Source organism: Geobacter sulfurreducens PCA (assembly GCF_000007985.2).
Lineage (GTDB): Bacteria > Desulfobacterota > Desulfuromonadia > Geobacterales > Geobacteraceae > Geobacter > Geobacter sulfurreducens.
Genome location: NC_002939.5, coordinates 834,764 through 858,590, shown reverse-complemented (window position 1 = coordinate 858,590; position 23,827 = coordinate 834,764). Strand labels below are relative to the sequence as shown.

Sequence of the window (23,827 nt, the reverse complement as noted above, 5' to 3'; positions counted from 1 at the left end):
GAGCCGGCCCGATTTCCACGATGCATCGGCAGGCTTCTCATTACTTGACGCACTGTCACCTTTCTGCAATAATTCGCGTTCGGTGTTGGCAAATTGTTGTTCCATGCAGTTAAATTCATTTTAAGGAGAGGTGCCGAACGTGAAAAAACTCGTATTGCTGATGGTCTCTGCCCTGCTCGTTGCTTTTGCCGCAACCGCCTTCGCGGCCGACGGTTCCTGGAACCGGGTCAAATCCGCCGGGAAACTTGTCATCGGCCTCGATGACGCCTTCCCCCCCATGGGATACCGCGATGCCAGCGGCAAGCTGATCGGCTTCGACATCGACGCCGCCGAAGAAGTGGGCAAGCGCCTGGGCATCAAGATCGAGTGGCAGCCCACCGCCTGGGACGGGGTCATCCACTCCCTCAACTCCAAAAAATTCGATGCCATCTGGAACGGCATGACTATCACCGATGAGCGGGCCAAGCAGGTAGCCTTCACCAAGCCCTACATCATGGACGGCCAGATCGCCGTGGTGAAGTTCTCCGAGAAGCGCTTCAAGAAGATCGCCGACCTGAAGAACGTGAAAATAGGCGCCCAGAAGGGCTCCTCGGCCCTCAACGCCGTGAAGAAGCTCCCCACCGCTCCGGCCGAGCTCAAGGAGTACGAGGACAACCCCAAGGCGCTGCTGGATCTTGAAGCGGGCCGCATCGACGTGGTGGTGATCGACAACGTGACCGGCCGCGACTTCATCGCCAAGCGTCCGGGCCAGTTCAAGGTGGTCCCCGGCTTCATCAGCAAGGAGCCCTTCGGCGTCGCCTTCCGCAAGGAAGACAAGGAACTGCGTGAGAAGGTGCAGAAGACCCTGGACAAGATGGTGAAGGACGGCTCCCTGGCGAAGATCTCCCGCAAGTGGTTTGCAGAAGACATCACCAACCCCAAGAAGTGGTAAGCAAAGCGCAGCTTTTCCGCAATCTCGGCATTGGGCTTCGGATTTGATTGTGCGGCGTACAGAAGTACGCCTCCGCTCAAATCCTTGCCCGCCTTGACCTTTGCGAAAGATCCACGCTTCTCAAATGAGCTTTTCTATGAACCTTAAACCATACACTCTCGGCAGGGTCGCTACGGCCCTGCTTTTTTTGTGGATCACCACTGCAACGGCGTTGGCGTCCGAAGCCGATTACGACGCCCTCTTCCGCGAGGCCAATGACCTCATGGGGGCAGGAGATCTCCCCGCCGCCATGGAGGTACTGAAAAAGGTCCCGGCGCCCCGGGCGGGCGAAGAAGGTGATGCCTTTGTCCGGAGTCGGATGCAGATCGCCAAGCTCCACTTCGCGGCCAAGGAGATGGACGAGGCCCTGGCCGCGGCCCGGGAGGTGCTTTCCCTCTACCCCGACAACAGTGAGGCGAAAAACTTCACGGCCTCGGTGGAGCGGGAGAAGAAGCCCGGCTACGTCACGTTCCTTCAGGACTGCCTGAAGTTCCTGCCGGTGCTTCTCAAGGGTGCGGTGATGACGCTCCTGCTGGTGCTCTGCACCATGTTCATCTCTCCCATCGGCGGGCTCCTCATCGCCTTGGGGCGGATCAGCACCTTCAGGCCCCTGTCGGCCCTCTGCTGGTTCGTCATCTGGCTCTTCCGGGGCACCCCCCTCCTGCTTCAGCTCTTCTTCATCTACTACGGCCTCCCCTCCCTCGGCATCACCCTCAAACCCATCACCGCCGCGGTCATCGGCCTGGGGCTCAACTACTCGGCCTACCTTGGCGAGATCATCCGGGGAGCCATTCAGAGCATCGACCACGGCCAGACCGAGGCAGCCAAGGCCCTGGGCATGACCTATGGCCAAACCATGCGCCGGGTCGTCATCCCCCAGACCTACAAGCGGCTCATGCCCCCCATCGGCAACGAGTTCATCGCCCTGATCAAGGACACGGCCCTGGTTTCCACCATTGCCATGGTAGAGCTGATGCGGGCCGCGGACCAGATGTTCAACACCTACTTCAACGTGACGGCCCTCGTCCTGGCCGCCGTCATCTACCTGATCTTCACGACCTTCTTCACCTTCCTCTTCGAAAAGATCGAGCACCGGGCAGGGATCTATGAGCGACGTTAAGCCCCTCATCCAACTGGAGAACATCACCAAGCGCTTCAAGAGCCTCACGGCGGTGAACGGCGTCAACCTGGCGGTCCATCCGGGGGAAAAGCTCGTGATCATCGGCCCGTCCGGGTCGGGCAAGTCGACGCTGCTCCGCTCCATCAACTTCCTGGAGGAGATCGACGAGGGGACCATCCGCTTCGAGGGAAACGAGGTTGGCTACGTCCGGCGCCACGGCAAGCTCCATCTGGACAAGCAACCGGTGATCTGCGCCCTGCGGGCCGAGATCGGGATGGTCTTCCAGCACTTCCACCTCTTTCCCCACATGACGGTCCTCGGCAACGTGATGGAAGGCCCCCTCACCGTGCAGAAGAAGAGCGCCGCCGAGTCCCGGGAAATCGCCCTGGCCATGCTGGCCAAAGTGGGGCTCACCGACAAGAAGGACGTCTACCCCGCCACCCTCTCCGGCGGCCAGAAGCAGCGGGTGGCCATTGCCCGGGCCATTGCCATGCGGCCGAAGCTCATGCTCTTCGACGAGCCCACCTCGGCCCTGGACCCGGAGCTGGTCGGGGAGGTCTTCGACACCATCCACGCCCTGGCCGACGAGGGGATGACCATGATCATCGTCACCCATCATATGGGCTTTGCCCGGGAACTGGCCGACCGGGTGATCTTCATGGAAAAGGGGAACTTCCTGGCCGAGGGGACCCCCCAGGAATTCTTTGCCGAAGGGATGAACAACGAGCGGATCCAGTCGTTCCTGAACCGGATTCTGTGACATGAGCATCTACGCCAACTTCTTCGTCGCTATCTGGCTCAAGTTCTTCTTTCTCCTGACCCCGTTCTTCGTGATGTCGGTCTTCCTCTCCATGACCCAGGAGATCGCACCCCGGGACCGACGGCGGCTCGCCCTCAAGGTGACCGTGGCGGTGCTGGTCGCCTGCTTCACCCTCTTCTTCTTCGGCAACCACCTCTTCTCCCTGTTCGGCATCACTATCGACTCGTTCCGGATCGGCGCCGGCGCCCTCCTCTTCCTCTCCGCGGTGCAGATGGTCCAGGGTGATGCCGCCGTCTCCCCCAGCGACCGGCAGGGCGACATCTCCGTGGTGCCGCTGGCGATCCCCGTCACCGTGGGCCCCGCCACCACCGGTGCGCTCCTGGTCATGGGGGCCGAACTCCAGGGGGCCTGGCAGACCGTGATCGGCTGCGCGGCCCTGGCCGCGGCAGTCCTCTGCATCGGGGCACTGCTGGGCTCCGCCGCCTCCATCGAGCACGTGATCGGCAAGCGGGGAATCACCATCCTGAGCAAGCTGACCGGGCTCATGCTCGCCGCGCTGGCGGCCCAGATCGTCTTCACGGGCATCAAGAGCTTTCTCGCCATCCACTGACCACGCGAGGTACACATGACACACGCAACGGAAACGCACCATCGGGAATGGACCCTGATCGAAACCCTGCTCCCCCAGGACACCAACCCGGCGGGCTCCATCTTCGGCGGGGTGATCATGGGGCTCATGGACAAGGCCGCCGCCATAGCCGCCTGGCGCTACACCCGGCGCGAAGTGGTCACGGCCGGGGCCGAGCATATCTCTTTGCTGCGGCCGGTACGGCTGGCGGAGGTGGTCAAGGTGGAGGCCCGGGTGGTCTGCACCGGCCGGACATCCATCGATGTGGACGTGGTGGTTGAAACCGAGAATGTCCTCACGGGCGAGAGCGCCGTGGCGGCCACGGGATTCTTCACCATGGTCGCCCTGGACAAGGAGGGCAAGCCCACGGAAGTCCCCCGCTGGGAGCCCCGCACCGAGGAGGAGCGGCGCCTCTGCGAGGCGGCCCGGGAACGGCGGGCCCAGCGCGTACGCACATCAGAGCAAAGGTAGTGGGGCAGAGGTAAGGGGAAAAACGTGTGCCCCCCTTAGCCTTCCCCCAATGACACGACGGCCGGTGCGTGGCAGCGCCCGACAGGGGCGTCCCGAATGGACAAGCAGCACCAGGTCCGCAAAGAGTTGCCGGCCTGATCACCCGGAAAACCATCTCGCCTTCAGCGTCTCGCGCAATGACGTGCTGGAGAACGCGGCCATGTCGCGTCGCGCGTTCCGAGGCATGTATCACCATTTCCCCCCAACCTCGCTGCAGTACACCAAACAACCACGGCCTTATCGGGTTGCCCCTGATGGCCGCGGGCGGGTCCGCGCGCAGGCCATTCGAGATATTTGGTCTGTTTGCATGCCTCGCCGCTTGCACTGCCGGCCCGCCGTCTTTATACTCAACCTGTGCCGATACTACGAAATCGATTTCCCGCCCGAAATATGAGGAAACGAGATGCGGTCCAATGAATTGCTGAAACGCAGGAAAGCGAACAACCCGCCGACGGTTATCGATGTCCGGACCGGCTTTGAGTTCAAGGCCGGTCACGTCCCCGGCGCGGTCCATGCCCCGGCCTGGAAAATCCTCCTGATGCTCGCCCGTCTCCCCGCCGACAAGAGTGCGGAGCTGGTGGTCACCTGCGAACACGGACCGCGCGCCCAGATGGCCAAGGGGCTGCTCGGGTTATACGGCTACCGGAATGTGGAGTTGCTGGACGGGCACATGTCCGCCTGGCGGCAGGCCGGCCATCCCCTGGAAAAGTGATGGCAGCACCGGCAGCACCGGCGACGTGCCGGACACTACTATCTTGAACCGGAGATACGTGCATGAAGATGAGCATTGTGGTGATCGGCGCAAACGCCGCCGGCGCCAAGGCGGCCTCGAAAGCGAAGCGGATCAACCCGACAGCCGAAATAACCCTGATTGACCGGGGCACCTTCATTTCCTACGGTGCCTGCGGTATTCCCTATTTCGTTTCTGATACCGTTGAAGACGTGAAGGAGCTGATGAGCACGCCCGTCGGCGTCGTTCGCGACCATCAGTTCTTCAGGAAGGTCAAGGGCGTGACCGTCAAGACCGCTACCGAGGTCATTGCGATCGATCGCGCAGCAAAAACCGTATGCATGCGTGATTGCCAGACATCCCGGGAAACGAAGCTCCCTTATGACCGCCTGGTTCTGGCCACCGGCAGCACCCCGTTCATCCCGCAGATCAGCAACGTCAATCTGGCCAATGTTCTCACCGTCAAGAGCATCGAGGATGCCGAACTGCTTAAGAGTCTGGCTGTTCCCGGCACCCGGGCCTGTATCGTCGGCGGCGGACTGATCGGGCTGGAAACGGCTGAAGCGCTGCGTCACAAGGGGTTGCAGGTAGCGGTCGTCGAAATGCGGGACCAGATGCTGCCCGGCGTACTGGACTGGGAGATGGCGGCACTGGTGGAAAAGCAACTCAGGCAGCAGGGCGTCACCGTCATGACCGGCAGCGCGGTGACCGGCCTCGTCGGTGATGCCGCCGTCGAGGCGGTACAAATAGGGGACGTGCGGATCCCGGCCGATCTGGTGGTCCTTGCTCCCGGCGTTGCCCCCAATGTCGAGCTGGCCCGCGGCGCCGGACTGGAGATAGGGCCCACCGGAGCCATTGCGGTCGATACGCGCCAATGCACCACCGATCCCGACATCTACGCCTGCGGCGACTGCTGCGAAACCACGCATCTCATTACCGGCAAAAAGGTGTTCATCCCCCTGGGGAGCACCGCCAACAAGCAGGGCCGGGTTGCCGGGATCAATGCCGCCGGCGGCGAGGCAACCTTTGCCGGGGTCATCGGCACCAGCATTCTGCGGGTATTCGCTGTCAATGCCGGCAAAACGGGTCTCACCGAGGCAGAGGCCAAGGCGCACGGGTTCGAGGTGGAGACTGTCCTGTCGCCGTCCCACGACAAGGCTCACTTCTTCCCCGGGGCCAAGCCCATCATTCTCAAGCTGGTTGCCGAACGGGGCACCGGCCGGATTCTCGGCCTGCAAGCCGTGGGCGAAGGCGCCGTCGACAAGCGGCTCGACGCCGCCGCCACTGCCATCACGTTCGGCGCAACCGCCGAGCAGGTGGCGCAGCTCGATCTCGCCTATGCGCCGCCCTACTCCGCCGCGATGGACAATCTGATCGTTGCCGCCGACATCCTGAAAAACAAGCTGGCCGGCCATGCCCGCGGCATCACGCCCCGGGAGGTGAAACGCAAGTTCGATGAGGGTGATGACTTCATCCTGCTCGATGTCCGTTCGCCGGCAGAGCACAACGCAGTGGGGATCGAAGGCGCCAAGCTGATCCCGCTCGGGATGCTGCGGGAGAAGCTTGAGGAACTGCCCAGGGACAAGGAGATCATCGCCTTTTGCAAGATCAGCCTTCGCGGCTATGAGGCCCAGAAGATCCTCGACGCGGCAGGCTTCAGGAATGCAAAATTCATGGACGGCGGGATTCTGGCCTGGCCGTTCGCCCTCAGGACTTCTGACAAATAGTGGGGCACCAGGGCGGCCCCTGCATGTTCATTTTCGGGACTCATCGCAACGAGCCCCGGCGGGGGGTGCCACAACCATCGCAGGCGGCGTAATGAGTGCGCCGAAATATCACACGAGGAGGGATGTGCATGAGGCAATTCCGTAAGCTGTTCTGTCTGGCCCTGTCGCTGACCATGACCATCGTTGTTTTCACGGCCGGGGTTGGCGCCGCATCGAGCCACGGGAAGGACGTTTCGGCCCACAAATCGTGCCAGTACTGCGGCATGGATCGGGAGAAGTTCGCACACAGCCGCATGCTGATCGAGTTCGAGGACGGCACCACCGTAGCCACCTGCAGCCTGCATTGCGTCGCAGTCGACCTGGCAAACAACATCGACAAGGCCCCGAAGTCCATAATGGTGGCCGACTACTCCACCAAGCAACTCATCGATGCCGAAAAGGCCTATTGGGTTATCGGCGGCAGCAAACAGGGGGTAATGACCAGAAATGCCAAGTGGGCCTTTGCCGCCAAGGATGCGGCGGAAGCGTTCATCAAGGAAAACGGCGGCAGGCCGGCCTCCTTTGACGAGGCCATCAAGTCCGCCTATGAGGATATGTATTCCGACACCAAGATGATTCGCGACAAGCGCAAACAGATGAAGATGAAAAGGGAGGGGCACGCAAAGGGAAGCGACATGAAATAGCAGCGGCCGCAACCGGCACCACACGCCGCAGACCCGCGCGCAAGGAACCGCCCATGTGCCTGATCCTCTTCGCCCTCGATGCCCATCCGCGCTACCGCCTGGTGCTGGCCGCCAACCGGGACGAGTTCTACGCCCGCCCCACGGCACCGGCCGCCTTCTGGGACGATGCCCCTCAGGTCCTGGCCGGGCGGGACCTGACGGCCGGCGGCACCTGGTGCGGGGTAACGCGAGACGGCAGGATCGCCGCGGTCACCAACTACCGCGATCCCGGAGCCCATCGGGTGGGCGCGCGCTCACGGGGTGAGCTGGTGGCCGGCTTCCTGGGCGGAGACGAGGCACCGTCCCGGTGGCTGGAGCACCTGCAGCGGAACGGGCACGACTACAACGGCTTCAACCTGATCTTCGGCGACGGCAACGGGCTCCACTACCATTCGAACCGGGGCGCGGCCGCATCACCCCTGTCGCCTGGAATCCACGGCCTTTCCAACCACCTGCTCGACACCCCCTGGCCCAAGGTGGCGCGGGGCAGGGATGCCTTGGCGCGCCTCCTGGCAACAGCGGACGAACCGGCCGTGGACGACCTCTTCGCCATCCTGGCCAACCGTACCCCAGCGCCCGACCATCTGCTGCCCGACACGGGGGTCAGCCTCGATTGGGAGCGCCTCCTCTCTCCCCTCTTCATCACCAGCCCCACCTACGGCACCCGCTCGTCCACGGTGATCCTCGTGGATCGCAGCGGGCAGTGCACCTTCGTGGAGCGGAGCTACAACGGCGCTGCCGACCATCCGCGCACCGTGGAGTATCGGTTCGAGGTCATCACCTGACGCAACCGCCTTGAAGGACAACCGGCTTTTGCTACACTGTGTTCCAATTGCCGGTCACCGGACATCGGTCACTCCTGCCCGGCCCACTCAGAGGGTCGACAGACATCCGGCGAAGCGGGAGGGAAACCCATGAAATTCCCACGGCTTGTCCCCTCAAAGATCAAACGGCACGGCCTCCTGCTGGACCGGCCCGCCAGTGACCCCCTGCCCTGCAAGACCTGCGATGGCGCCTGCTGCCGCGCCTTTCCCAGCGTACCTATCTCCTGGCCCGAGTATGAACGGCTCCACGCCCTCGGGGCCACCCGTCTCCACTTCTCCCTCACGGGCCGACACCTGTTGCTCATTGAGAACGGCTGCGAGTTCCTCGCGGACGGCCGCTGCGCCATTTATCCGGACCGGCCCGATGTCTGCCGCCGCTTCATCTGCGAGGAATGCTGAAACCAACCGATCTGTAACATTTTTCAAACGTACGGAGGTGGCTCTCGCACTCCGGACGTATACATCTGCCCCCATTGCTCGCCCGCGGAGGTCTGCTACACTGTCTCAGGCAAGAAGTGAGTGCCCGATAGGCCAAAGGGGGGTTGAATGAGGATAGTGCTAGCGTTTCTCTTTTGCGCTGTTGTGGCGCTGCCGGCGTGGGGGGCCGGTTTTACGGGGCGGGTGGACGGGGGAGTGCTGGCGGTGGCCAAGGCCGACAACCTCTGGGGCCGGGGGAAAAACCACATCGACAGCATCCACGCGAAGCCGAAGACCGTAACCCACCTCTATCCCATTGCCCTCGTCGACCTCAGGTACCGGGCCGAAGGGAGCGCCAACGAGTTCTTTCTCTCCACACCACCCGACGAGGTAGGGAGCGTAGCCCTGGGGCTCAAGCGCACGCTCGGCTTCGGCACGGCGACCGGAGCGCTGTTCTACCAGTTCGCGGGGCGCGTCTGGGAGAACCCCTACGTGACGGACCGGGAGGACACGGACAACCGGATCTACGGCGTAAGGCTCGGTATTGAGGATATGGGCCCGGCCCGGCTCGGGATCACCTACCGGGCAACGCTTAATGATGTGGACCGGGATCTGATCGGAGATCTGAGCCCTGACCTGGAAAGGGACGGCTCCACCCACCGTCTGACCCTGTCGGGCAAGATCGAGGCATCGCGAGAGATCACGGTAACGCCGTCGGTTTCCTACGAGCGCGGCGCGGCGGACGGTGAAAGCAATCGTTACCACAGCGGCGAGGCGCGCCTGTCCGTTGGCTGGCGCAAGGGCGACCTTTCCCTTTCGGGACGGGTGTCGGGCAGCTACGCCGGATATGATGCCGTCCACCCTATCTACGACCAGACCCGGACGGAATGGGGCTACGGAGCCGGTGCGACCGCATCGGCCTCCAACGTGGCGGGCCTGCGCAATGTGTCGGCCACGTTGGGCGTGATCTGGGAGCAGACCCTGGCCAACATCGACTTCTTCGGCACCCGGTCGACCCTGGCGTTCGGCACCATCGGTTATTCGTTCTGACACAGCCGGTTTCGATCTACGCCTGCAACTGGCATTATTTTTGTTGATGAATCTCCATCACCAGAAATCGATTCTCAAAGCCCTCAGGGGATATACGCCAAAAGCGCGTGATTATTGAGCTTAACCACAGTCGAACCATTGGTTTCCTGAACGGGGTGCGACATTTTGTCCCAATACAGAGCAGAAATGATCACACAAGTCATGGAGGACGTCATGTTCGGTGGTTCCGTGCTGATCTGTGACGATGAAGAAGGGATGCTGCGTTACCTCAAAAAGATGATCGAGGCGGCGGGGCTGAGGGTTGAAACCTTCGGCAACGGAACGAGCCTGCTGGCGAGGATCGAGGGGGGAGACCCCGGAGACGCGAGTCTGCTGTTGCAGGACATGCGGCTCCCTGATGCCGACGGGTTGGAGATTCTGCATCGGGTGAAGGAACTGCGCCCTGCCCTCCCCGTGGTGATGATGACCGCCTACGCCTGCGACGAGGTGGTCCGCGCGGCCTTTGACGGCGGGGCCAGCGATTTCCTGCCCAAGCCCTTCACCCGCGAGGCGGTGCTCGGCGTTATCAGGACGACGACGGCGGAACACTAGCACAACGGGCAGGACCATAACAAAAGAGAGGAGCCTCGCGGCCCCTCTCTTTTGTTATGACATCAACGGGCGGACGACGTCGCATGCGGCAGGTTGCCGTTTCGCCCGGCCGATTTCACTACTTTGCGGCTTCAGGGAGCTGGGCCGAACACAGTCGTGCCGCCTTCGCCCCGTGCGCTACTCAGACCTCGCCGCCCCCCCTGGGCCTGAACCGGGACCAGAAGTCGGAGAGGGCCCGGGTTTCGGCCAGAAGCGTGGTGCAGGCGAGCAATGCGCCGAGGGCGATCCCGCCGAACCCGTAGACGTGGTGAACCTCGGGCAGTGAAAAGAGCACTCCCGCCGCGAACAACGCCACTGCACCAATGATGACCGTCAGCATGACACACCTCCCGCTTCCATGACCTACCCGTCGATCAGGCCTCGTTGGTCTTGTTGATGACCTTCACTTCGTCTTCGTTCATCCCCTTCTTGAAACTCTTGATGCTGCTGCCAAGGGCCTGCCCCAGCTGGGGCAGCTTGGACGGCCCCACCACCACCAGGGCGATGACGAGGATAATGATCATTTCAGGCATTCCGAATCCAAACATGGTGCGTTCCTCCCGCCGGCTCCGGGTCCGGCGTAATGCTGAGCCCCTGCGGGGCGGCTCAGTTCCGTGCGTGTACCTCGTGTCCGAGGGAGCGCAGTTCGTCGACGATAAGTCCCGCCACACGGGGCAGACACTCGCTCAGGACCGGCGAGAGATCGCTCCCCGGGTCCAGGGAAGAGGGGATGACCCCCAGCAGACTGATCCGGTCCGGGCAGGCCCCGCGCATCTCGCTGATGAAGAGCATCTCCTGGATGCCGATCTGGTGCGGCGACAGCTTGACCGGCAGGCGGTTGAGCATGATGTCTTCCTTTTCGAAGCGGAAGACCTCGCCCGGATTGCCGGCGGTCTCCACCGTATCCACCAGGATGACCCGGTCGGCCTCCTCGATCTTGTGGGTGACCATGATCCCGAGGGTGCCGCCGTCGTACAGCTCCACCTCGGGCGGGAATACGTAGTTCTCTTCCAGGTGGTTGATGCAGTGGACGCCGAAGCCCTCGTCGGTGAGGATCAGGTTGCCGGCGCCGAAGATTAGGGTTCTCATTCGCTACTCCATAGAGGGGGGCTGAAGCCCCCCCCGGGTTTCCGTTACAGGACCTTGACCTTGGTGATCTCCTTGCCGGCCGGGTCGATGGTGTGGACGGCGCACGCAATGCAGGGGTCGAAGGAGTGGATGGTGCGCAGCACTTCCAGCGGCTTGTCCGGCTGAGCCACGGGGTTGCCCACGAGGCAGGCTTCGTAGGGACCGGCAACGCCGTTCTCGTCCCGCGGCGAGGCGTTCCAGGTGGACGGAACCACGGCCTGGTAGTTCTTGATCTTCTTCTTCTCGATGACTATCCAGTGGGACAGGGCACCACGGGGCGCCTCGTGGAAGCCGACCCCCTTGTACTCGCCGTCGGGGATTTCCGTGTGGTTGGCGTAGGTGGAGTCACCCTTACCGATGTTGGCCACGAGCTTGTCCAGGTACTCCAGGGAGTAGTCGGCCATGACGTGGGCGCGCACGCCCCGGCAGAAGAGCCGGCCCATGGTGGAGTGGAGCTCCTTGGGACCGATGCCGAGCTTGGCTGCGGCGTCGTCCACCAGCTTCTTGACCTTGGGATGGCCGGTGGCGTAGGCGGCCATGACCTGGGCGGGCGGTCCAACCTGCATGGGCTTGCCGTTGTAGCGCGGCGACTTGCACCAGGTGTACTTGCCGTTCTCCTGGAAGTCGGTGTACTGGGGCTTGGTCTCCCCTTCCCAGGGGTGGAGCGAATCGGAGCCTTCGTACCAGGCGTGAGCCACCCCTTCGGTGACCCCCTGAATGAGCGCCGCATCCTGGTGGGTGGTGATCGCCTTGAAGGTACCCAGATCGCCGCCGTAGATGGTGCCGCCGGGGAGGCCGAACTTGGTGTTGCGGGTGTCTTCGGCGAACTCGGGGACCGCCAGGTAGTTGGTGACGCCGGCGCCGTACTTGAACCATTCCTTGTAGAAGGAAGCGATGGCCACCAGGTCCGGGTAGTAGACCTTCTGGACGAACTCGCGGGTCTCTTCCATAAGGGTGCGGAGGAAGGCGATCCGCTCCATGTTGAGGGTGGCGATGTTCTCCATGTTCACAGCGGTGGCTACCCCGCCCACCACCAGGTTCTGAACGTGGGGGTTCTTGCCGCCGAGAATGGCCACAGCCTGTGAAGCCCGGCGCTGGTAGTCGAGAGCCTTGAGGTAGTGGGCCACGGCGATCAGGTTCACCTCGGGCGGCAGCTTCATGGCCGGATGGCCCCAGTAGCCGGAGGCGAAGATGCCGAGCTGGCCGCTGGCCACGAACGCCTTGAGCTTGTCCTGGACCGCCTTGAACTCCTTCTCGCTGTTGCCGGGCCAGTCGGACAGGCTCTGGGCGATGGAGGAGGCCTTCTTCGGGTCGGCCTTCAGGGCGGACACGATGTCGACCCAGTCCAGGGCGGACAGGTGGTAGAAGTGGACGATGTGATCCTGCACCGAGTGCTGGGCGATCATGATATTGCGGATGTACTGGGCGTTGAGGGGAACTTCCACGTTCAGGGCGTTCTCCACGGAACGGATGGACGAGATGGCGTGCACCGTAGTGCAGACGCCGCAGAAACGCTGGGCGTAGGACCAGGCGTCCTGGGGATCGCGCCCCTTGAGGATGGTCTCGATGCCCCGCCACATCTGGGCCGAGGACCAGGCCTTGGCAACCTGGCCGCCATTCACTTCCACATCGATTCTCAGGTGACCCTCGATCCGGGTGATGGGGTCTATGGTGATACGTTTAGACATGTATTCCTCCAGAGATGAATTGTATGCGTTCGACCGCGGGTCGGCCGGCGGCCGGGGATGCTCCCCGGGCGCCGGCCACCGCCCATTATTTTCCTGCGTACACGCCGCCGGGAGCGACCTGGCCGGCAGTTTCCTCCACCATCTCTTCGCCCTCTTCGGCGAAGTGCTTCTTCGGATTCGGCATGACCGGGAAAATCTTCACCAGGGTCAGGTAGCCGAGGATCTCGATGGCGATGATGCCCACGGTGATGAGGAATTCCGCCACCGAGGGGAAGTAGCTCCACCCCTCGCCCGGATTGAAGCCGATCAGGTAGACGTTGAATCGGTAGAGCCCGCCGCCGAGCATCAGCAGGGCACCGCTCAGGAACAGGAGCCGCGGAGAGAGCCGGTTCTTGCGCGACAGCATCATGAAAGCGCCGCCACCGATCAGGAGCACCTCCAGGAGGAAGAACAGAGCGTTCTTGTCAAACGTCAGGATGGTGGGGATCTGGTTGCGCCAGATCAGGTCGCCGAAGCGGATCGCCATCCAGAGCCCTGCCACCCACGGCACGATCCGGGCGATGCCGGACAGTTCGTGCACCTCATAGGCCCGCTTGAAGCCGAAGGAGGAGAGGATCGACTCGAACATGACCGTGGAGTAGCCGATGAAGATGCAGTTGATCAGGAAGAGCAGCGGCAGGAAGCCGGTCTGCCACAGAGGGCTCAGCTTCTCGCCGGCAATGATCATCATGGAGCCGAGCGACGACTGGTGCATGGACGGCAGCGTGATCCCCAGGACGATGAAGAAGATGAGGACCTTGTCGAGCCGTACCTGGAGATGCCCCGCCGCCTTGCTCACGTTGGTCAGGCCGTTGCGGAGCGCGTCGGTGTCGGGGATCAGGCGCGCATAGAGCCAGTGGGACGATTCGCGCACCCACTTCCACTTGCTGTGCTCCAGGGTGTAGAGCACCGCCGGGAGGAACTCGATGATCAGGACCGTGGAGTACGACATGACGCAGAGAGCGACCTCGAACATGACCGAGTTGCCCTGCCAGCGGCTGGGCATGAAGAAGCCGTAGGCGTTCCAGTAGCGGCCCAGGTCGACCATGACCGAAAAGCCGGCCAGGCAGTAGCCGAACACGCTGGTCAGGATGGCCGAGCGGATGAGCGGATGGTACTTCCACCGGTTCATGATGTAGATGAGCAGCGCCAGTGCGTAGCCGCCGCAGGCGAAGGCGGTGCCGGTGGCCACGTCGTAGGCGATCCAGATTCCCCAGGGGTAGCCGTCGGACAGCCCGGTAACCGCGCCTACGCCGGCGAAGAACCGGTAGGCGATGAGCGCCAGCCCTACCAGGACGAAGAACAGGAGGATGAAGAAGGGCCGGGTTAAGATCTTGCCGGGCTGAACCTGATATTCATCGTGATGCGATCCCATCTTAATCGTCCTCCCCGTGTCCGAGATCTTCCTGCTTCTTCTTGTTCCTGAGGGCAATGGCCGCCAGGGTCCCGTAGAGGGCAACCGGGGCGATGAACCCCTTGTAGATGGTGTGCTGGATATGCTCGGAGAAGGCGGCGGGCGACTCCTCCTTCAGTTCGGGCAGGCCCAGCTTCTGGAACGGGAAGGCGGCCAGATACAGGTGGTTGGCGCCGCCAACTTCCTTCTCGCCGTAGACCTTTGGAATGTAGCGGTCCGGGTTCTCCTTGATCCGGTTGTGGGCCTCGGCCAGAAGATCCGTGCGCTTGCCGAAGGCAATGGCGCCGGCGGGGCAGGTCTCGCTGCAGGCGGGCATCCCCTTGGCCTTCAGGTTCGTGTCCTTGCAGAAATCGCACTTGACGATCTGGGGCAGCGCCTTGTCCCACTGGAAGCGGGGGATGTTGTAGGGACAGGCCACCTGGCAGTAGCGGCAGCCGATGCAGGCGTTCTTGTTGTAGGCCACCACGCCGGTGACCGGGTCCTTGGTCATGGCCTTGACCGGGCAGGCGGACACGCAGCCGGGCTTCGTGCAGTGCATACAGGAGTGCTTCACGTAGGAGAAGCGGGTGTCGGACTCCTTGTAGAGCTTGATGACCGTGCGGGTGTCGCCGGACAGGTCCTTGGGGGCGTCCCAGAGTTTGTCCCCGTCGGTGGGCAGGTACTCGTAGGAGAGATTGTTCTGCTCCATGTTGACCCGCTTGCAGGCTGCCATGCACGCCTTGCACCCCACGCACTTGGTGGCGTCGTAAAGCATGGCGATGGCGGTTTCGCTCTCGCCGGCCGGGCCCGTGGAGGCCGACAGGGGCGCGGCGCACGCCAGGCAGGCGGCGCCGGTCATCCCCATCATCTTGAGGAAATCGCGTCTAGTCGTGCTTTTCATGACCTTCCTCCCCGCTGGGCAGCTTCTTGGCCAGCATGGCGCCGGCACCCAGGGCTACGCCGCCGGCCAGGCCAACGAGACCGGTGGCCGCCGGGCTCACGCCGGGACCCTTCTGCCCCAGTTCGGCCGGAGCATAGGTGTCGGGCGGCGTGGGCAGGTGGATCTGGAGCTTCTCGGCGATGGGCTTCTTGAAGAGGATATCCGGCTCGGTGCAACCAATGCACGGGTGGCCGACGGAAACGGGCCATACCCCCACGTCGTTGAAACGGGTGACGGAGCAGTTGGCGAATGTCGCCGGCCCCTTGCAGCCCAGCTTGTAGAGGCAGTACCCCTCGGCATGGGTCTTGTCGCCGTAGGCGGTGGCGAAGCGGCCCGCGTCGAAGTGGGGACGGCGCTCGCAGTGCTCGTGAATCTTCCGGCCGTAGGCAAACTTGGGACGGCCCAGTGCGTCGAGCTCGGGGAGCTTGTTGAACGTCAGGTAGTAGAGGACCGTGGAGAGGAAGTTGTAGGGGTTGGGCGGACAGCCGGGAATGTTGACGATCGGCTTGTTCTTGATCAGGTCGCGGACCCCCACGGCGCCCGTAGGGTTGGGAGGAGCCGACTGGATGCCGCCGTATGAGGCGCAGGTGCCGATGGTGATGATGGCGGCAGCCCCTTCGGCGGCGGTGGTCAGGGAATCCACGGCGGTCTTGCCGCCCACCTTGCAGTAGATGCCGTTGTCCTTGGTGGGGATGCCACCCTCCACGACCAGGATGTACTTGCCGTGGTTCGCCTTCATGGAGTCGTGGAGCGACTGCTCCGCCTGATGCCCCGAGCCGACCATGAGGGTTTCATGGTAGTCCAGCGAAATCATGTCAAGTATCAGTTCGGAAACATCCGGGTGCCCCGAACGGAGAAGCGACTCTGAACAGCCGGTGCACTCCTGGAAGTGAAGCCAGATCACCGGCGGCCGGCCGGCCTTCTGGGCAGCTTCGGCCACCTTTGTGTGCATGCTGTAGGGCAGCCCCATGATAGCGGTGGCTGCAACACAGGTCTTCATGAAATCCCTTCGCGACACGCCGCCGCGAAGCACAGCTTCCTTTCCCATAAATCCCCCTGTCGGTATGATGCGTGATTGTCAGTAGCCCGAAATCACTTTAGCCCTGCAGTACAAGATTAAAAATAGCACATCTTTTTTCTACATAAAATGTAAACATCAACATATGTGCCAAAAATGAAACAAGGCGACATTACCGCTAAAATACGCATAACATATCAATATTACTAAAAACAATGCCAACTGTCCGAAATCACGCCTTCAGTGGATTATGTATACCTTTTCCTCGCATTGCATCGTTTTGTCTATTTGAACTGTATACTTTTGTCTCAAAAAAAGCAACCCCTGTGTCATTATGGCGATTACTTTTTTACACGTATGCATCATCGCCTCAACCAACCACGCAACACAGCGTAAACAGCTTGATTTATTTGTGCTTTTTATTTTCCGCCACATGCATCATCCCTCCTGTCCCAAGATTACAAAACCATAACAAAACAACTAATATCCACGAATTTCGAGTCATTCCGCCGCACCGGGCACAAAAAAACCCGCCTCCGTTGCCGGAGGCGGGTAGATGTGCGAGGAAAGCGCGCGGTCAGCGGGTCAGGCGTGCTCGTCCTTTTCCTTTACAGTAATCTTTTCGGGCTCTTCCAGAGACGCCTTCTTGAAATTCCTGATGCTCGCGCCCAGGGACTGACCCAGCTGGGGAAGTTTCCCCGGGCCGAATACCACCAGGGCGATGACGAGGATAATGATCATTTCGGGCATGCCGAATCCGAACATGGTTCTGTCTCCTTTTTATTACAGCGTTACGCCGACGCCCCGGCCCGCTCGTCGGCCGGGGCGGGCAGGGCCTCGCCGCGCTCGATCTCTCTCAGGCGGTAGTAGTCGGTCGGTGTGTTGATGTTGCGGAACGAATTGAACTCGGGGTCGAACGCGGCAATCTGGGCCACATTGACGCGATTGACATTGGTCCTGCCGAAAAACGAGACGATCCGTCGCTGGCCCGAGAGGAGCGTCGCCTCGATCGCGGCGAGGCACCCCTTGCCGTACACGGCGTGGAGCGGTTCCAGGCCCGTGGGACTCTCGGGGATCAGGACCCCGCCGGGATCGGCCATAGAGGCCAGGTGGCGGATCAGGTCGCCGTTGAGATAGGGCATGTCGCAGGCCACCACAAAGGCCGCCGGATTGGAACTATGGTGGAGACCGGCGTGGATGCCGGCCAGGGCGCCCATTCCCTCGTGGATGTCGGTCACCTTCCGACAAGGGAGGAATTCGTACTGCTCCGGCGTGTTGGTGACGACGATGACCTCGTCGAAATACTCGGAGAGCTGGCGGTGGATCGACTCGATGAAACGGCCGCCCCGATAGGGGAGGAGGGCTTTGTTGCTCCCCATGCGGCTGGACTGGCCGCCGGCCAGGATGACGCCGGTGACGCCGGGAATTCGGCCCCGCGGCACCGGCCCGGGCAGGGATGCCGCAGCCTGCTCCGGCACCAGCAGCCGGTCGCTGTGGGTATAGACCGTGAACTTGCCGCCGCGCACGTAGCCCAGAAGGCAGATCCCCGCCTCGTGGCAGAGAGTCGCCGCCATATCGGTGGCCGAAGTGCGGGATGCCACCAGGGCAATGCCGAGCCGGGCGCACTTGGAGGCCATCTCCGTGGAGACGCGCCCCGAGGTCACCAGGATGCGGCCGGCCAGATCGATCCCCTTGAGCAGGGCCTCGCCGGCAATCCGGTCGAGGGTGTTGTGCCGGCCGATGTCCTCGGCAAAGAGGAGGAGGTTCCCCTCCCCGTCCCCCACGGCGGCCGAGTGGATGCCCCCGTGGTTCCGGTAGTTGTCGGCCTGCCGCGCCAGTTCCTCCATGAGCCGGAAGACCGCCTCCGGTGCCACGGCGGGCGACGGCGCCACGGCCGCTTCCCGCCCCCCCGTCTCCAGGGTGAAGGTGATGCCGGTGCCGCAGCCACTGGTGAGGACCGGCTTGAGCCGCTCGGGCAGTTCCTGCCTGATCCGGACATTGGCGATGCCGAACTCGTCGCAGACGGCCAGCATGTGGAAATCCGCCGCCGACTCGACAAAGCCCTGGTTGCGCAGGAACCCGGCCACCAGGAAGCGGAGGTCGTGGGGAGATGCGATGAGGGTGGCGATCTCCCGGCCGTTCACCTGGAGCACCAGGGGAAACTCCCGCACGATATCGCCCCGCTTTTCTTCGAGTCGGCCGTTAGTGTAGATGTGGATGGTTTTCATGGGGTCTCGTGGTTGCAGGGGCAATCCATGAATTGCCCCTGCGCCGTTGGATTACGTGAACTACGCTTCGCTCGCCGTCCCGTGGCCGTGCTTCTCGATCTTGCGGAAGCGGTCGGGTATGGTGTAGTCGGTGGCCTCCGGATGGTGCTCGAAGATCGGGAAATACTTGGCAATGAGCACGAAGAAGAGGATGTGGGCCGCGATGATGCCGATGGTCACCACCGACTCGATGAAGTTCGGGAAATACACGGGCTGACCGGGCTGGTGCATGGCGAACATGGAGACGTTGAACCGGTTCAGGATGAGACCCACGATCACCAGGGAAGCGGCCCGGAGCTGCATCTGCTTGTCGGTCCTGATCCGCTTGGTGAGGAACATGGCGAAGGGGATCAGCAGACCCACGATTACCTCAACGCTGAAGAGGGCCGTCAGGACCGGCCGGTCGAAGAGCGGGCCGTGGGAGAGGAACGCCAGGGCGTAAGCCTTGACCGCTATGTAGACCCCCATGATCCAGGGGATGATCTTGGTCAGCGTGGCCAGCAGGTCCGACTCGTCCGGCTGCCCCATATACTTATGGACCAGGCTCGCCTCGAAGATGACGATGGAGAGGCCGGTGAAGATGGCGGAGAGCCAGAACTGCAGCGGCAGCAGCGGATTGTACCAGAGGTTGTGAAGCTTGTCGACGGCGATGAGGAAGAAGGTCCCCAGGGTCGACTGGTGGAGCGTGGAGATCATGGCCGCCAGGATGGCGAACGGCAGCTCCAGGGTCCGCAGCAGACGCAGCGGGATGTGCCAGCCGAACCGCTCGCTCACCGGGTGGAGGAACTCCAGGAAGAGGACCGTGGTGTACGCCATGACGCACATGGAGACCTCGAACATGGGGGAGTGGACGTTCCAGTTGAAAAGGACGTACGGTCCCCGCTGGGGCTGGCCCAGGTCGAGCAGCAGCCCGACACAGACCAGCGAATAGCCCAGGAACCCGGTGACGATGGCCGGCCGGACCAGGGGCTCCAGCTTCTTGATGTGGAAGACGTGGGCCACGATGCCGATGGTGAAGGCGCCGGCCGCCAGGGGCACGGCAGTGACCACGTCGAAGGAGATCCAGAGGCCCCACGGGTAGAGGTCGTTCAGGTTGGTGGTGGCGCCCAGGCCGAAGATGAAGCGGACCGCGGAGGCCACGGCCGCCGCACCCACCAGGACCATCAGAAACTTGATGAACCGGTGGTATCCCTTGATTTCATTGATGACGATACGTGCTGCGGTCATTGGTTCCCCTCCTTGCGGTTCTTCTGCTCCTCTTCTTCCTTCCGGACCCGGTCCTTGCGGTGCTGGAACCAGGTAATGAGGGAGAGGGTGCCGCCCACGGTCAGGAAGATCCCCGGCACGAGGCGCAGGGCCTGCCAGGTGTAGGACGGCAGCGGCCGCTTGGTGACCGGCTTGAAGCCGAGCTCGTCCAGGGGCTGCTGGGTCAGGTAGAGGACCGTGGTGCCGCCGGCCTCTTCCTTGCCGTAGACCACTTTCACGTAGCGGTCGGGCCTGGCGGACATCCGCTTCTCGGCCTCCTTGATCATTTCATCCCGGGGACCGTAGGTTATGGCCGTGGGGCAGGCGGTGGCGCAGGCGGGATCGAGGCCGTTCTTCACCCGGCTGTAGCAGCCCGTGCACTTCTTGACCAGCGGGAACGCCTTGCTCCACTCGTACTTGGGGATGCCGAAGGGGCATGCCACCATGCAGAAACGGCAGCCGATGCACTTCTTGGAGTGGTAGACCACCGGCCCTTCGGCGGTCTTCTCGAAGGCACCCACGGGGCAGACGGAGGCGCATGCGGGATCGTTGCAGTGCATGCACATCTCCTTGTAGAAGGCGAACTCGTTCTGGCCGTGCTTCTGGTAGTCCTTGAACTTGACCCGGGTGAAGGTGAATTCACTCATCCCCGGCGGGTTCTGGTAGCCTTCGCCGGTGAAGAAGGTCGTATTCTCGGCCTTCAGCTGGTTCCACTGCTTGCAGGCCACCTGGCAGCCGCGGCAGCCGGTGCACTTGGTGGTATCGATCAGGAACGTCTTGGTTTTTGAATAGTCGATGGCTCCGGCACTCATGCGGCCTTACCTCCTTTTTCAATGTTGCAGAGGAACGCCTTGAATTCCGGAATGCCGGTGTTGGCGCACCCCACGGTGGGGGTCAGGACGTTGCCGCTGTCGCCGGTGGCAAGGCCGGCATAGCCGAAGTGCCACGGCATGCCGACCTGCTCGATCAGCTTGCCCTGCACGTTGAAGGGCTTGAGGCGGCTGGTGACCAGGGCCTTGGCCTGGATGCTCCCCCGCTCGGTGGAGACCTTCACCATATCCCCCTGGCTGATCCCCTTCTGCTTCGCCAGCGTCTCGCTGATCTCCACGAACATGTCGGGCACCAGCTCCACGAGCCAGGGAAGGCTGCGGGTCATGGCACCGGCCTGCCAGTGCTCGGTCACCCGATAGGTGGTGCCGATCAGGGGGAACTTGGAGGTGTCGCTGGACACGTTCGAAGGCACCTTGACCACCGGGTTGGTCTGGACCTTTGAAAGAAGGTTCTTGGCCGGGCTTTCCACCGGCTCGTAGTGCTCGGGGAACGGGCCGTCCTTCATGTCGAGGGCGTAGAGGCGGCCGTGCCCTTCCGGAAGCATGATGAAGGGATACTTCCCTTCCTTGTCGTCCTTCATGGGCGGCCAGGGACCGTCGGGGACATCCCCTTTCCACTTCTTCTCCAGGGCATCCCAGGCGATGACCGGACGCTTGGGGTTGAAGGGCTCGCCCGCCGGGTTGACGGAGGCGCGGTTGTAGATGATCCGGCGGTTCACCGGCCAGCACCAGGTCCACTTGGGGAACAGGCCGAGGCCGGTGGGGTCGGACGGGTCCCGCCGGGCCATCTGGTTCCCTTCGTTGGTGTAGGAGCCGCAGTAGATCCAGCAGCCGGAGACGGTGGAGCCGTCGTCCTGGAGGTACTTGAACATGGGGACCTGGTCGCCCTTCTTGAACTCCAGGACCTTGTCCTTCTCCTTGATGGTGACGTCCTTGGTGAAGTAGCCGTTGATCTCCTTGGCCACCAGATGGACGTCGGGCTCGTGACCGGTGCCGTAATTCCAGGCGAGCTTGGTGAGGGGCTCGGGGAAGGCGCCCCCGTCCTTCAGGTAGAGGGCCTTGATCCGCTTGTAGAACTCGTCGATGATGTGGAGGTCGCTGCGGGAGTCGCCGAGGGGGTGCACAGCGGCGTAGCGCCACTGGGCCCAGCGGCCCGAGTTGGAGATGGAGCCTTCCTTCTCGATGGAGGAGGCGGCCGGCAGCATGAATACCTCGGTCTGGATCGACTTGGGGTCGACGCCGGGGCGTTTCCAGAAGATGCTCGTCTCGGTCTCCCAGAGGTCGGCGGTGACGAGCCACTTGAGCTTGCCCAGGGCCTCGCGGGCCGCCACGGAGTCGGGACCGCCCACGGCCGGGTTCATCCCCATGCAGACAAGCCCTTCCAACTCGCCCTTGGCCATTTTCTCCATGATCTTGACGTAGGAGTAGTTCCCCATCCGCTTGGGCAGGTAGTCGTAGCAGAAGTCGTTCTCGGCCGTGGCATTGTCGCCGTACCAGGCCTTCAGGAGGCTCACGGTGTACTTGGGGGTGTTGCCCCACCAGTTGGCGCTCTTGGGGTCCTTGGTCTTGGGGGTCCACTTCTCGACATAGGCCTTCAGGTCCACGTTGTCGAACTCCGGCGACTTCAGGTAGCCGGGGAGGATGTGGAAGAGAAGTCCGTAGTCGGTGGAGCCCTGGACGTTGGACTCGCCGCGCAGGGCGTTTACCCCGCCGCCGGCGATGCCGATGTTGCCCAGCAGCATCTGGAGGAGCGCCACGGCCCGCACGTTCTGGCTGCCGTGGGTCGACTGGGTGATCCCCATGGCGTAGAGGATGGTCCCTGACTTGTCGGGACGGCCCGTCGCGCAGAAGGCCTTGACCACCTTGAGGTAGTCCTCCTTCGGGGTGCCGGTGATGGCGCAGACGGTGTCGATGTCGTAGCGCTTGTAGTGGTTCTTCATGAGCTGATAGACGCACTTGGGGTCCTTCATGCTCATGTCGCGCTTGGGCTTGCCGTCGGCGCCGGTGGAGTAGGCCCAGGACTTGAGATCGTAAACCTTCTCCTGATCGTCAAAGGCGCAGAACATGCCGTCCTGGAAGTCAAACTGCTCGGAAACGATGAACGTGGCGTTGGTATACTCGCGCACGTATTCCTCGTGGATCATCCTGTTCTGGATGGCATAGTTGATCATGCCGCCCAGGAAGGCAATGTCGGTGCCCGGACGGATCTGGGCGTAGATATCCGCCTTGGAGGAGGTGCGGGTAAAACGCGGATCCACGGAGATCAGCTTGGCGCCGTTGTCCAGGGCCGCCTCGATCCACTTGAAGGAAATGGGGTGGTTCTCGGCCGGGTTACAGCCGATGGCAAAGATGACGTCGGAGTTCTTCAGGTCAATCCAGTGGTTGGTCATTGCGCCACGACCAAACGAAGCCGCCAGACCGGCGACTGTGGAGGAGTGTCATAATCGGGCCTGGTGCTCCAGCTGGCCCACCCCCATCGCGCGGGCGAATTTGGTCCAGAGGTAGCATTCCTCGTTGTCGAGGCCGGCGCCGCCGAAGAAGGCCATGCCGTCGGTCCGGTTCACCACGTATTCTTTGTTGTCCTTCTTGTTGAGTTCGGTCTTCTTAAAGGACTTGTCGCGGGTTTCCTTCATCCGCAGGGCGATCCGGTCAAGGGCCCAGTCCCACGACTTCTCTTCCCACTTGTCGGAGCCGGGAGCCCGGTACATGACCTTCTGGAGCCGCTTGTCGTTGTTGGCGATCTGGAACAGCGCGCCCCCCTTGGGACAGAGCGAGCCCTGGTTGATCGGGTGCTGCGGATCTCCTTCGGCGTTGATGACCTTGCCGTCCTTGGTATGGACGATCAGGCCGCAGCCCACCGAACAGAACGGACAAACGGTCGTGGTGACCTTGGTCCCCTTGGTGCGCAAGTCCGGGGAATCGGCGCTCGCCTCCCCCGGCGTGCCGGAAAGGGCCAGCGCAGCTCCGGCCAGCGCCCCTCCCTGCAGGAACTGCCTTCGTGAAATACCCATTACATCCCCCTTAGGTGTCAGGCCCCTCCGGGCCGGTTTGAAGATAGCCGAAGCGTATACGGGCAAGCATTGTGCCAATTCGGTTACAGGCCAACATATCGGAATAACATTGCGCAATTATTAGTTTTTATCATCTCAACCCCGTAGACCCAGCCGGGAAATGGAATTCTTGTCTTGCAG

General features: G+C 62.5%; 24 protein-coding genes. 12 read left to right on the top strand and 12 right to left on the bottom strand.

The annotated features are described in order from the left end of the window. Window positions 1–139: 139 nt before the first annotated feature. From GS_RS04025 to GS_RS03965, 12 genes are all read left to right on the top strand, one after another. A complete protein-coding gene (locus tag GS_RS04025; protein WP_010941466.1) occupies window positions 140–931 on the top strand; it encodes an amino acid ABC transporter substrate-binding protein in 792 nt (263 codons plus the stop codon). Between the two features lie 136 nt (window positions 932–1,067). Then, window positions 1,068–2,090 carry an amino acid ABC transporter permease gene (locus GS_RS04020; protein ID WP_010941465.1) on the top strand — a complete coding sequence of 341 codons (1,023 nt, stop codon included), beginning with the start codon at window positions 1,068–1,070 and terminating at the stop codon, window positions 2,088–2,090. Beyond that, window positions 2,077–2,850: an amino acid ABC transporter ATP-binding protein gene (locus GS_RS04015; RefSeq protein WP_010941464.1), complete on the top strand. Its 774-nt coding sequence runs from the start codon at window positions 2,077–2,079 to the stop codon at window positions 2,848–2,850. Before GS_RS04020 ends, GS_RS04015 begins: the two co-directional genes overlap by 14 nt. A 1-nt stretch (window position 2,851) precedes the next feature. Further along, on the top strand, window positions 2,852–3,460 hold the full coding sequence (locus tag GS_RS04010; RefSeq protein ID WP_010941463.1) for a MarC family protein: 609 nt from the start codon (window positions 2,852–2,854) through the stop codon (window positions 3,458–3,460). Between the two features lie 15 nt (window positions 3,461–3,475). Continuing rightward, entirely contained in the window at window positions 3,476–3,949 is a 474-nt protein-coding gene (locus GS_RS04005; protein WP_010941462.1) for an acyl-CoA thioesterase, read from the top strand. Window positions 3,950–4,391: 442 nt separating this feature from the next. Continuing rightward, on the top strand, window positions 4,392–4,700 hold the full coding sequence (locus GS_RS03995; protein WP_010941460.1) for a rhodanese-like domain-containing protein: 309 nt from the start codon (window positions 4,392–4,394) through the stop codon (window positions 4,698–4,700). Between the two features lie 62 nt (window positions 4,701–4,762). After that, entirely contained in the window at window positions 4,763–6,445 is a 1,683-nt protein-coding gene (locus tag GS_RS03990; protein WP_010941459.1) for an FAD-dependent oxidoreductase, read from the top strand. A 128-nt stretch (window positions 6,446–6,573) separates the two neighbouring features. Next, complete coding sequence (locus tag GS_RS03985; RefSeq protein WP_010941458.1) at window positions 6,574–7,128, top strand: nitrous oxide reductase accessory protein NosL; 555 nt, start codon at window positions 6,574–6,576, stop codon at window positions 7,126–7,128. A gap of 53 nt (window positions 7,129–7,181) precedes the next feature. After that, complete coding sequence (locus GS_RS03980; protein ID WP_010941457.1) at window positions 7,182–7,952, top strand: NRDE family protein; 771 nt, start codon at window positions 7,182–7,184, stop codon at window positions 7,950–7,952. A gap of 129 nt (window positions 7,953–8,081) precedes the next feature. Beyond that, window positions 8,082–8,390, top strand: a complete 309-nt coding sequence (locus GS_RS03975; RefSeq protein ID WP_010941456.1) for a YkgJ family cysteine cluster protein — start codon at window positions 8,082–8,084, stop codon at window positions 8,388–8,390. Between the two features lie 147 nt (window positions 8,391–8,537). Continuing rightward, window positions 8,538–9,458 (top strand): DUF2860 domain-containing protein, encoded by a 921-nt coding sequence (locus tag GS_RS03970; RefSeq protein ID WP_010941455.1) that lies wholly within the window; start codon window positions 8,538–8,540, stop codon window positions 9,456–9,458. A 186-nt stretch (window positions 9,459–9,644) separates the two neighbouring features. Beyond that, window positions 9,645–10,049 (top strand): response regulator, encoded by a 405-nt coding sequence (locus GS_RS03965; protein ID WP_232008971.1) that lies wholly within the window; start codon window positions 9,645–9,647, stop codon window positions 10,047–10,049. A gap of 181 nt (window positions 10,050–10,230) precedes the next feature. Here GS_RS03965 and GS_RS03960 read toward each other — a convergent pair whose 3' ends face one another. The 12 genes from GS_RS03960 to fdnG form a co-directional block, all read right to left on the bottom strand. Then, window positions 10,231–10,428, bottom strand: a complete 198-nt coding sequence (locus tag GS_RS03960; RefSeq protein ID WP_010941453.1) for a hypothetical protein — start codon at window positions 10,426–10,428, stop codon at window positions 10,231–10,233. Between the two features lie 34 nt (window positions 10,429–10,462). Next, entirely contained in the window at window positions 10,463–10,636 is a 174-nt protein-coding gene (locus GS_RS03955) for a twin-arginine translocase TatA/TatE family subunit (protein WP_010941452.1), read from the bottom strand. 58 nt (window positions 10,637–10,694) lie between these two features. Then, window positions 10,695–11,177 (bottom strand): HyaD/HybD family hydrogenase maturation endopeptidase, encoded by a 483-nt coding sequence (locus tag GS_RS03950; RefSeq protein ID WP_010941451.1) that lies wholly within the window; start codon window positions 11,175–11,177, stop codon window positions 10,695–10,697. Window positions 11,178–11,221: 44 nt separating this feature from the next. Then, window positions 11,222–12,904 carry a nickel-dependent hydrogenase large subunit gene (locus GS_RS03945; RefSeq protein ID WP_010941450.1) on the bottom strand — a complete coding sequence of 561 codons (1,683 nt, stop codon included), beginning with the start codon at window positions 12,902–12,904 and terminating at the stop codon, window positions 11,222–11,224. 85 nt (window positions 12,905–12,989) lie between these two features. Beyond that, the gene (gene hybB / locus GS_RS03940; RefSeq protein WP_010941449.1) at window positions 12,990–14,318 is read right to left on the bottom strand and encodes a Ni/Fe-hydrogenase cytochrome b subunit; all 1,329 of its coding nucleotides are present in this window, start codon (window positions 14,316–14,318) and stop codon (window positions 12,990–12,992) included. 1 nt (window position 14,319) lies between these two features. Then, the gene (gene hybA / locus GS_RS03935; protein ID WP_010941448.1) at window positions 14,320–15,237 is read right to left on the bottom strand and encodes a hydrogenase 2 operon protein HybA; all 918 of its coding nucleotides are present in this window, start codon (window positions 15,235–15,237) and stop codon (window positions 14,320–14,322) included. Next, the gene (locus GS_RS03930; RefSeq protein WP_010941447.1) at window positions 15,221–16,324 is read right to left on the bottom strand and encodes a hydrogenase small subunit; all 1,104 of its coding nucleotides are present in this window, start codon (window positions 16,322–16,324) and stop codon (window positions 15,221–15,223) included. Before GS_RS03930 ends, hybA begins: the two co-directional genes overlap by 17 nt. A gap of 555 nt (window positions 16,325–16,879) precedes the next feature. Further along, the gene (locus GS_RS03920) at window positions 16,880–17,059 is read right to left on the bottom strand and encodes a twin-arginine translocase TatA/TatE family subunit (protein WP_010941445.1); all 180 of its coding nucleotides are present in this window, start codon (window positions 17,057–17,059) and stop codon (window positions 16,880–16,882) included. A gap of 26 nt (window positions 17,060–17,085) precedes the next feature. Next, complete coding sequence (gene fdhD, locus GS_RS03915; protein ID WP_010941444.1) at window positions 17,086–18,522, bottom strand: formate dehydrogenase accessory sulfurtransferase FdhD; 1,437 nt, start codon at window positions 18,520–18,522, stop codon at window positions 17,086–17,088. A gap of 60 nt (window positions 18,523–18,582) precedes the next feature. Continuing rightward, window positions 18,583–19,788 (bottom strand): NrfD/PsrC family molybdoenzyme membrane anchor subunit, encoded by a 1,206-nt coding sequence (gene nrfD / locus GS_RS03910; RefSeq protein ID WP_010941443.1) that lies wholly within the window; start codon window positions 19,786–19,788, stop codon window positions 18,583–18,585. After that, complete coding sequence (locus tag GS_RS03905; RefSeq protein WP_010941442.1) at window positions 19,785–20,618, bottom strand: 4Fe-4S dicluster domain-containing protein; 834 nt, start codon at window positions 20,616–20,618, stop codon at window positions 19,785–19,787. The genes nrfD and GS_RS03905 overlap by 4 nt, the downstream gene beginning before the upstream one ends. After that, a complete protein-coding gene (fdnG, locus tag GS_RS03900) occupies window positions 20,615–23,647 on the bottom strand; it encodes a formate dehydrogenase-N subunit alpha (RefSeq protein ID WP_010941441.1) in 3,033 nt (1,010 codons plus the stop codon). The genes GS_RS03905 and fdnG overlap by 4 nt, the downstream gene beginning before the upstream one ends. Between the last annotated feature and the right edge of the window lie 180 nt (window positions 23,648–23,827).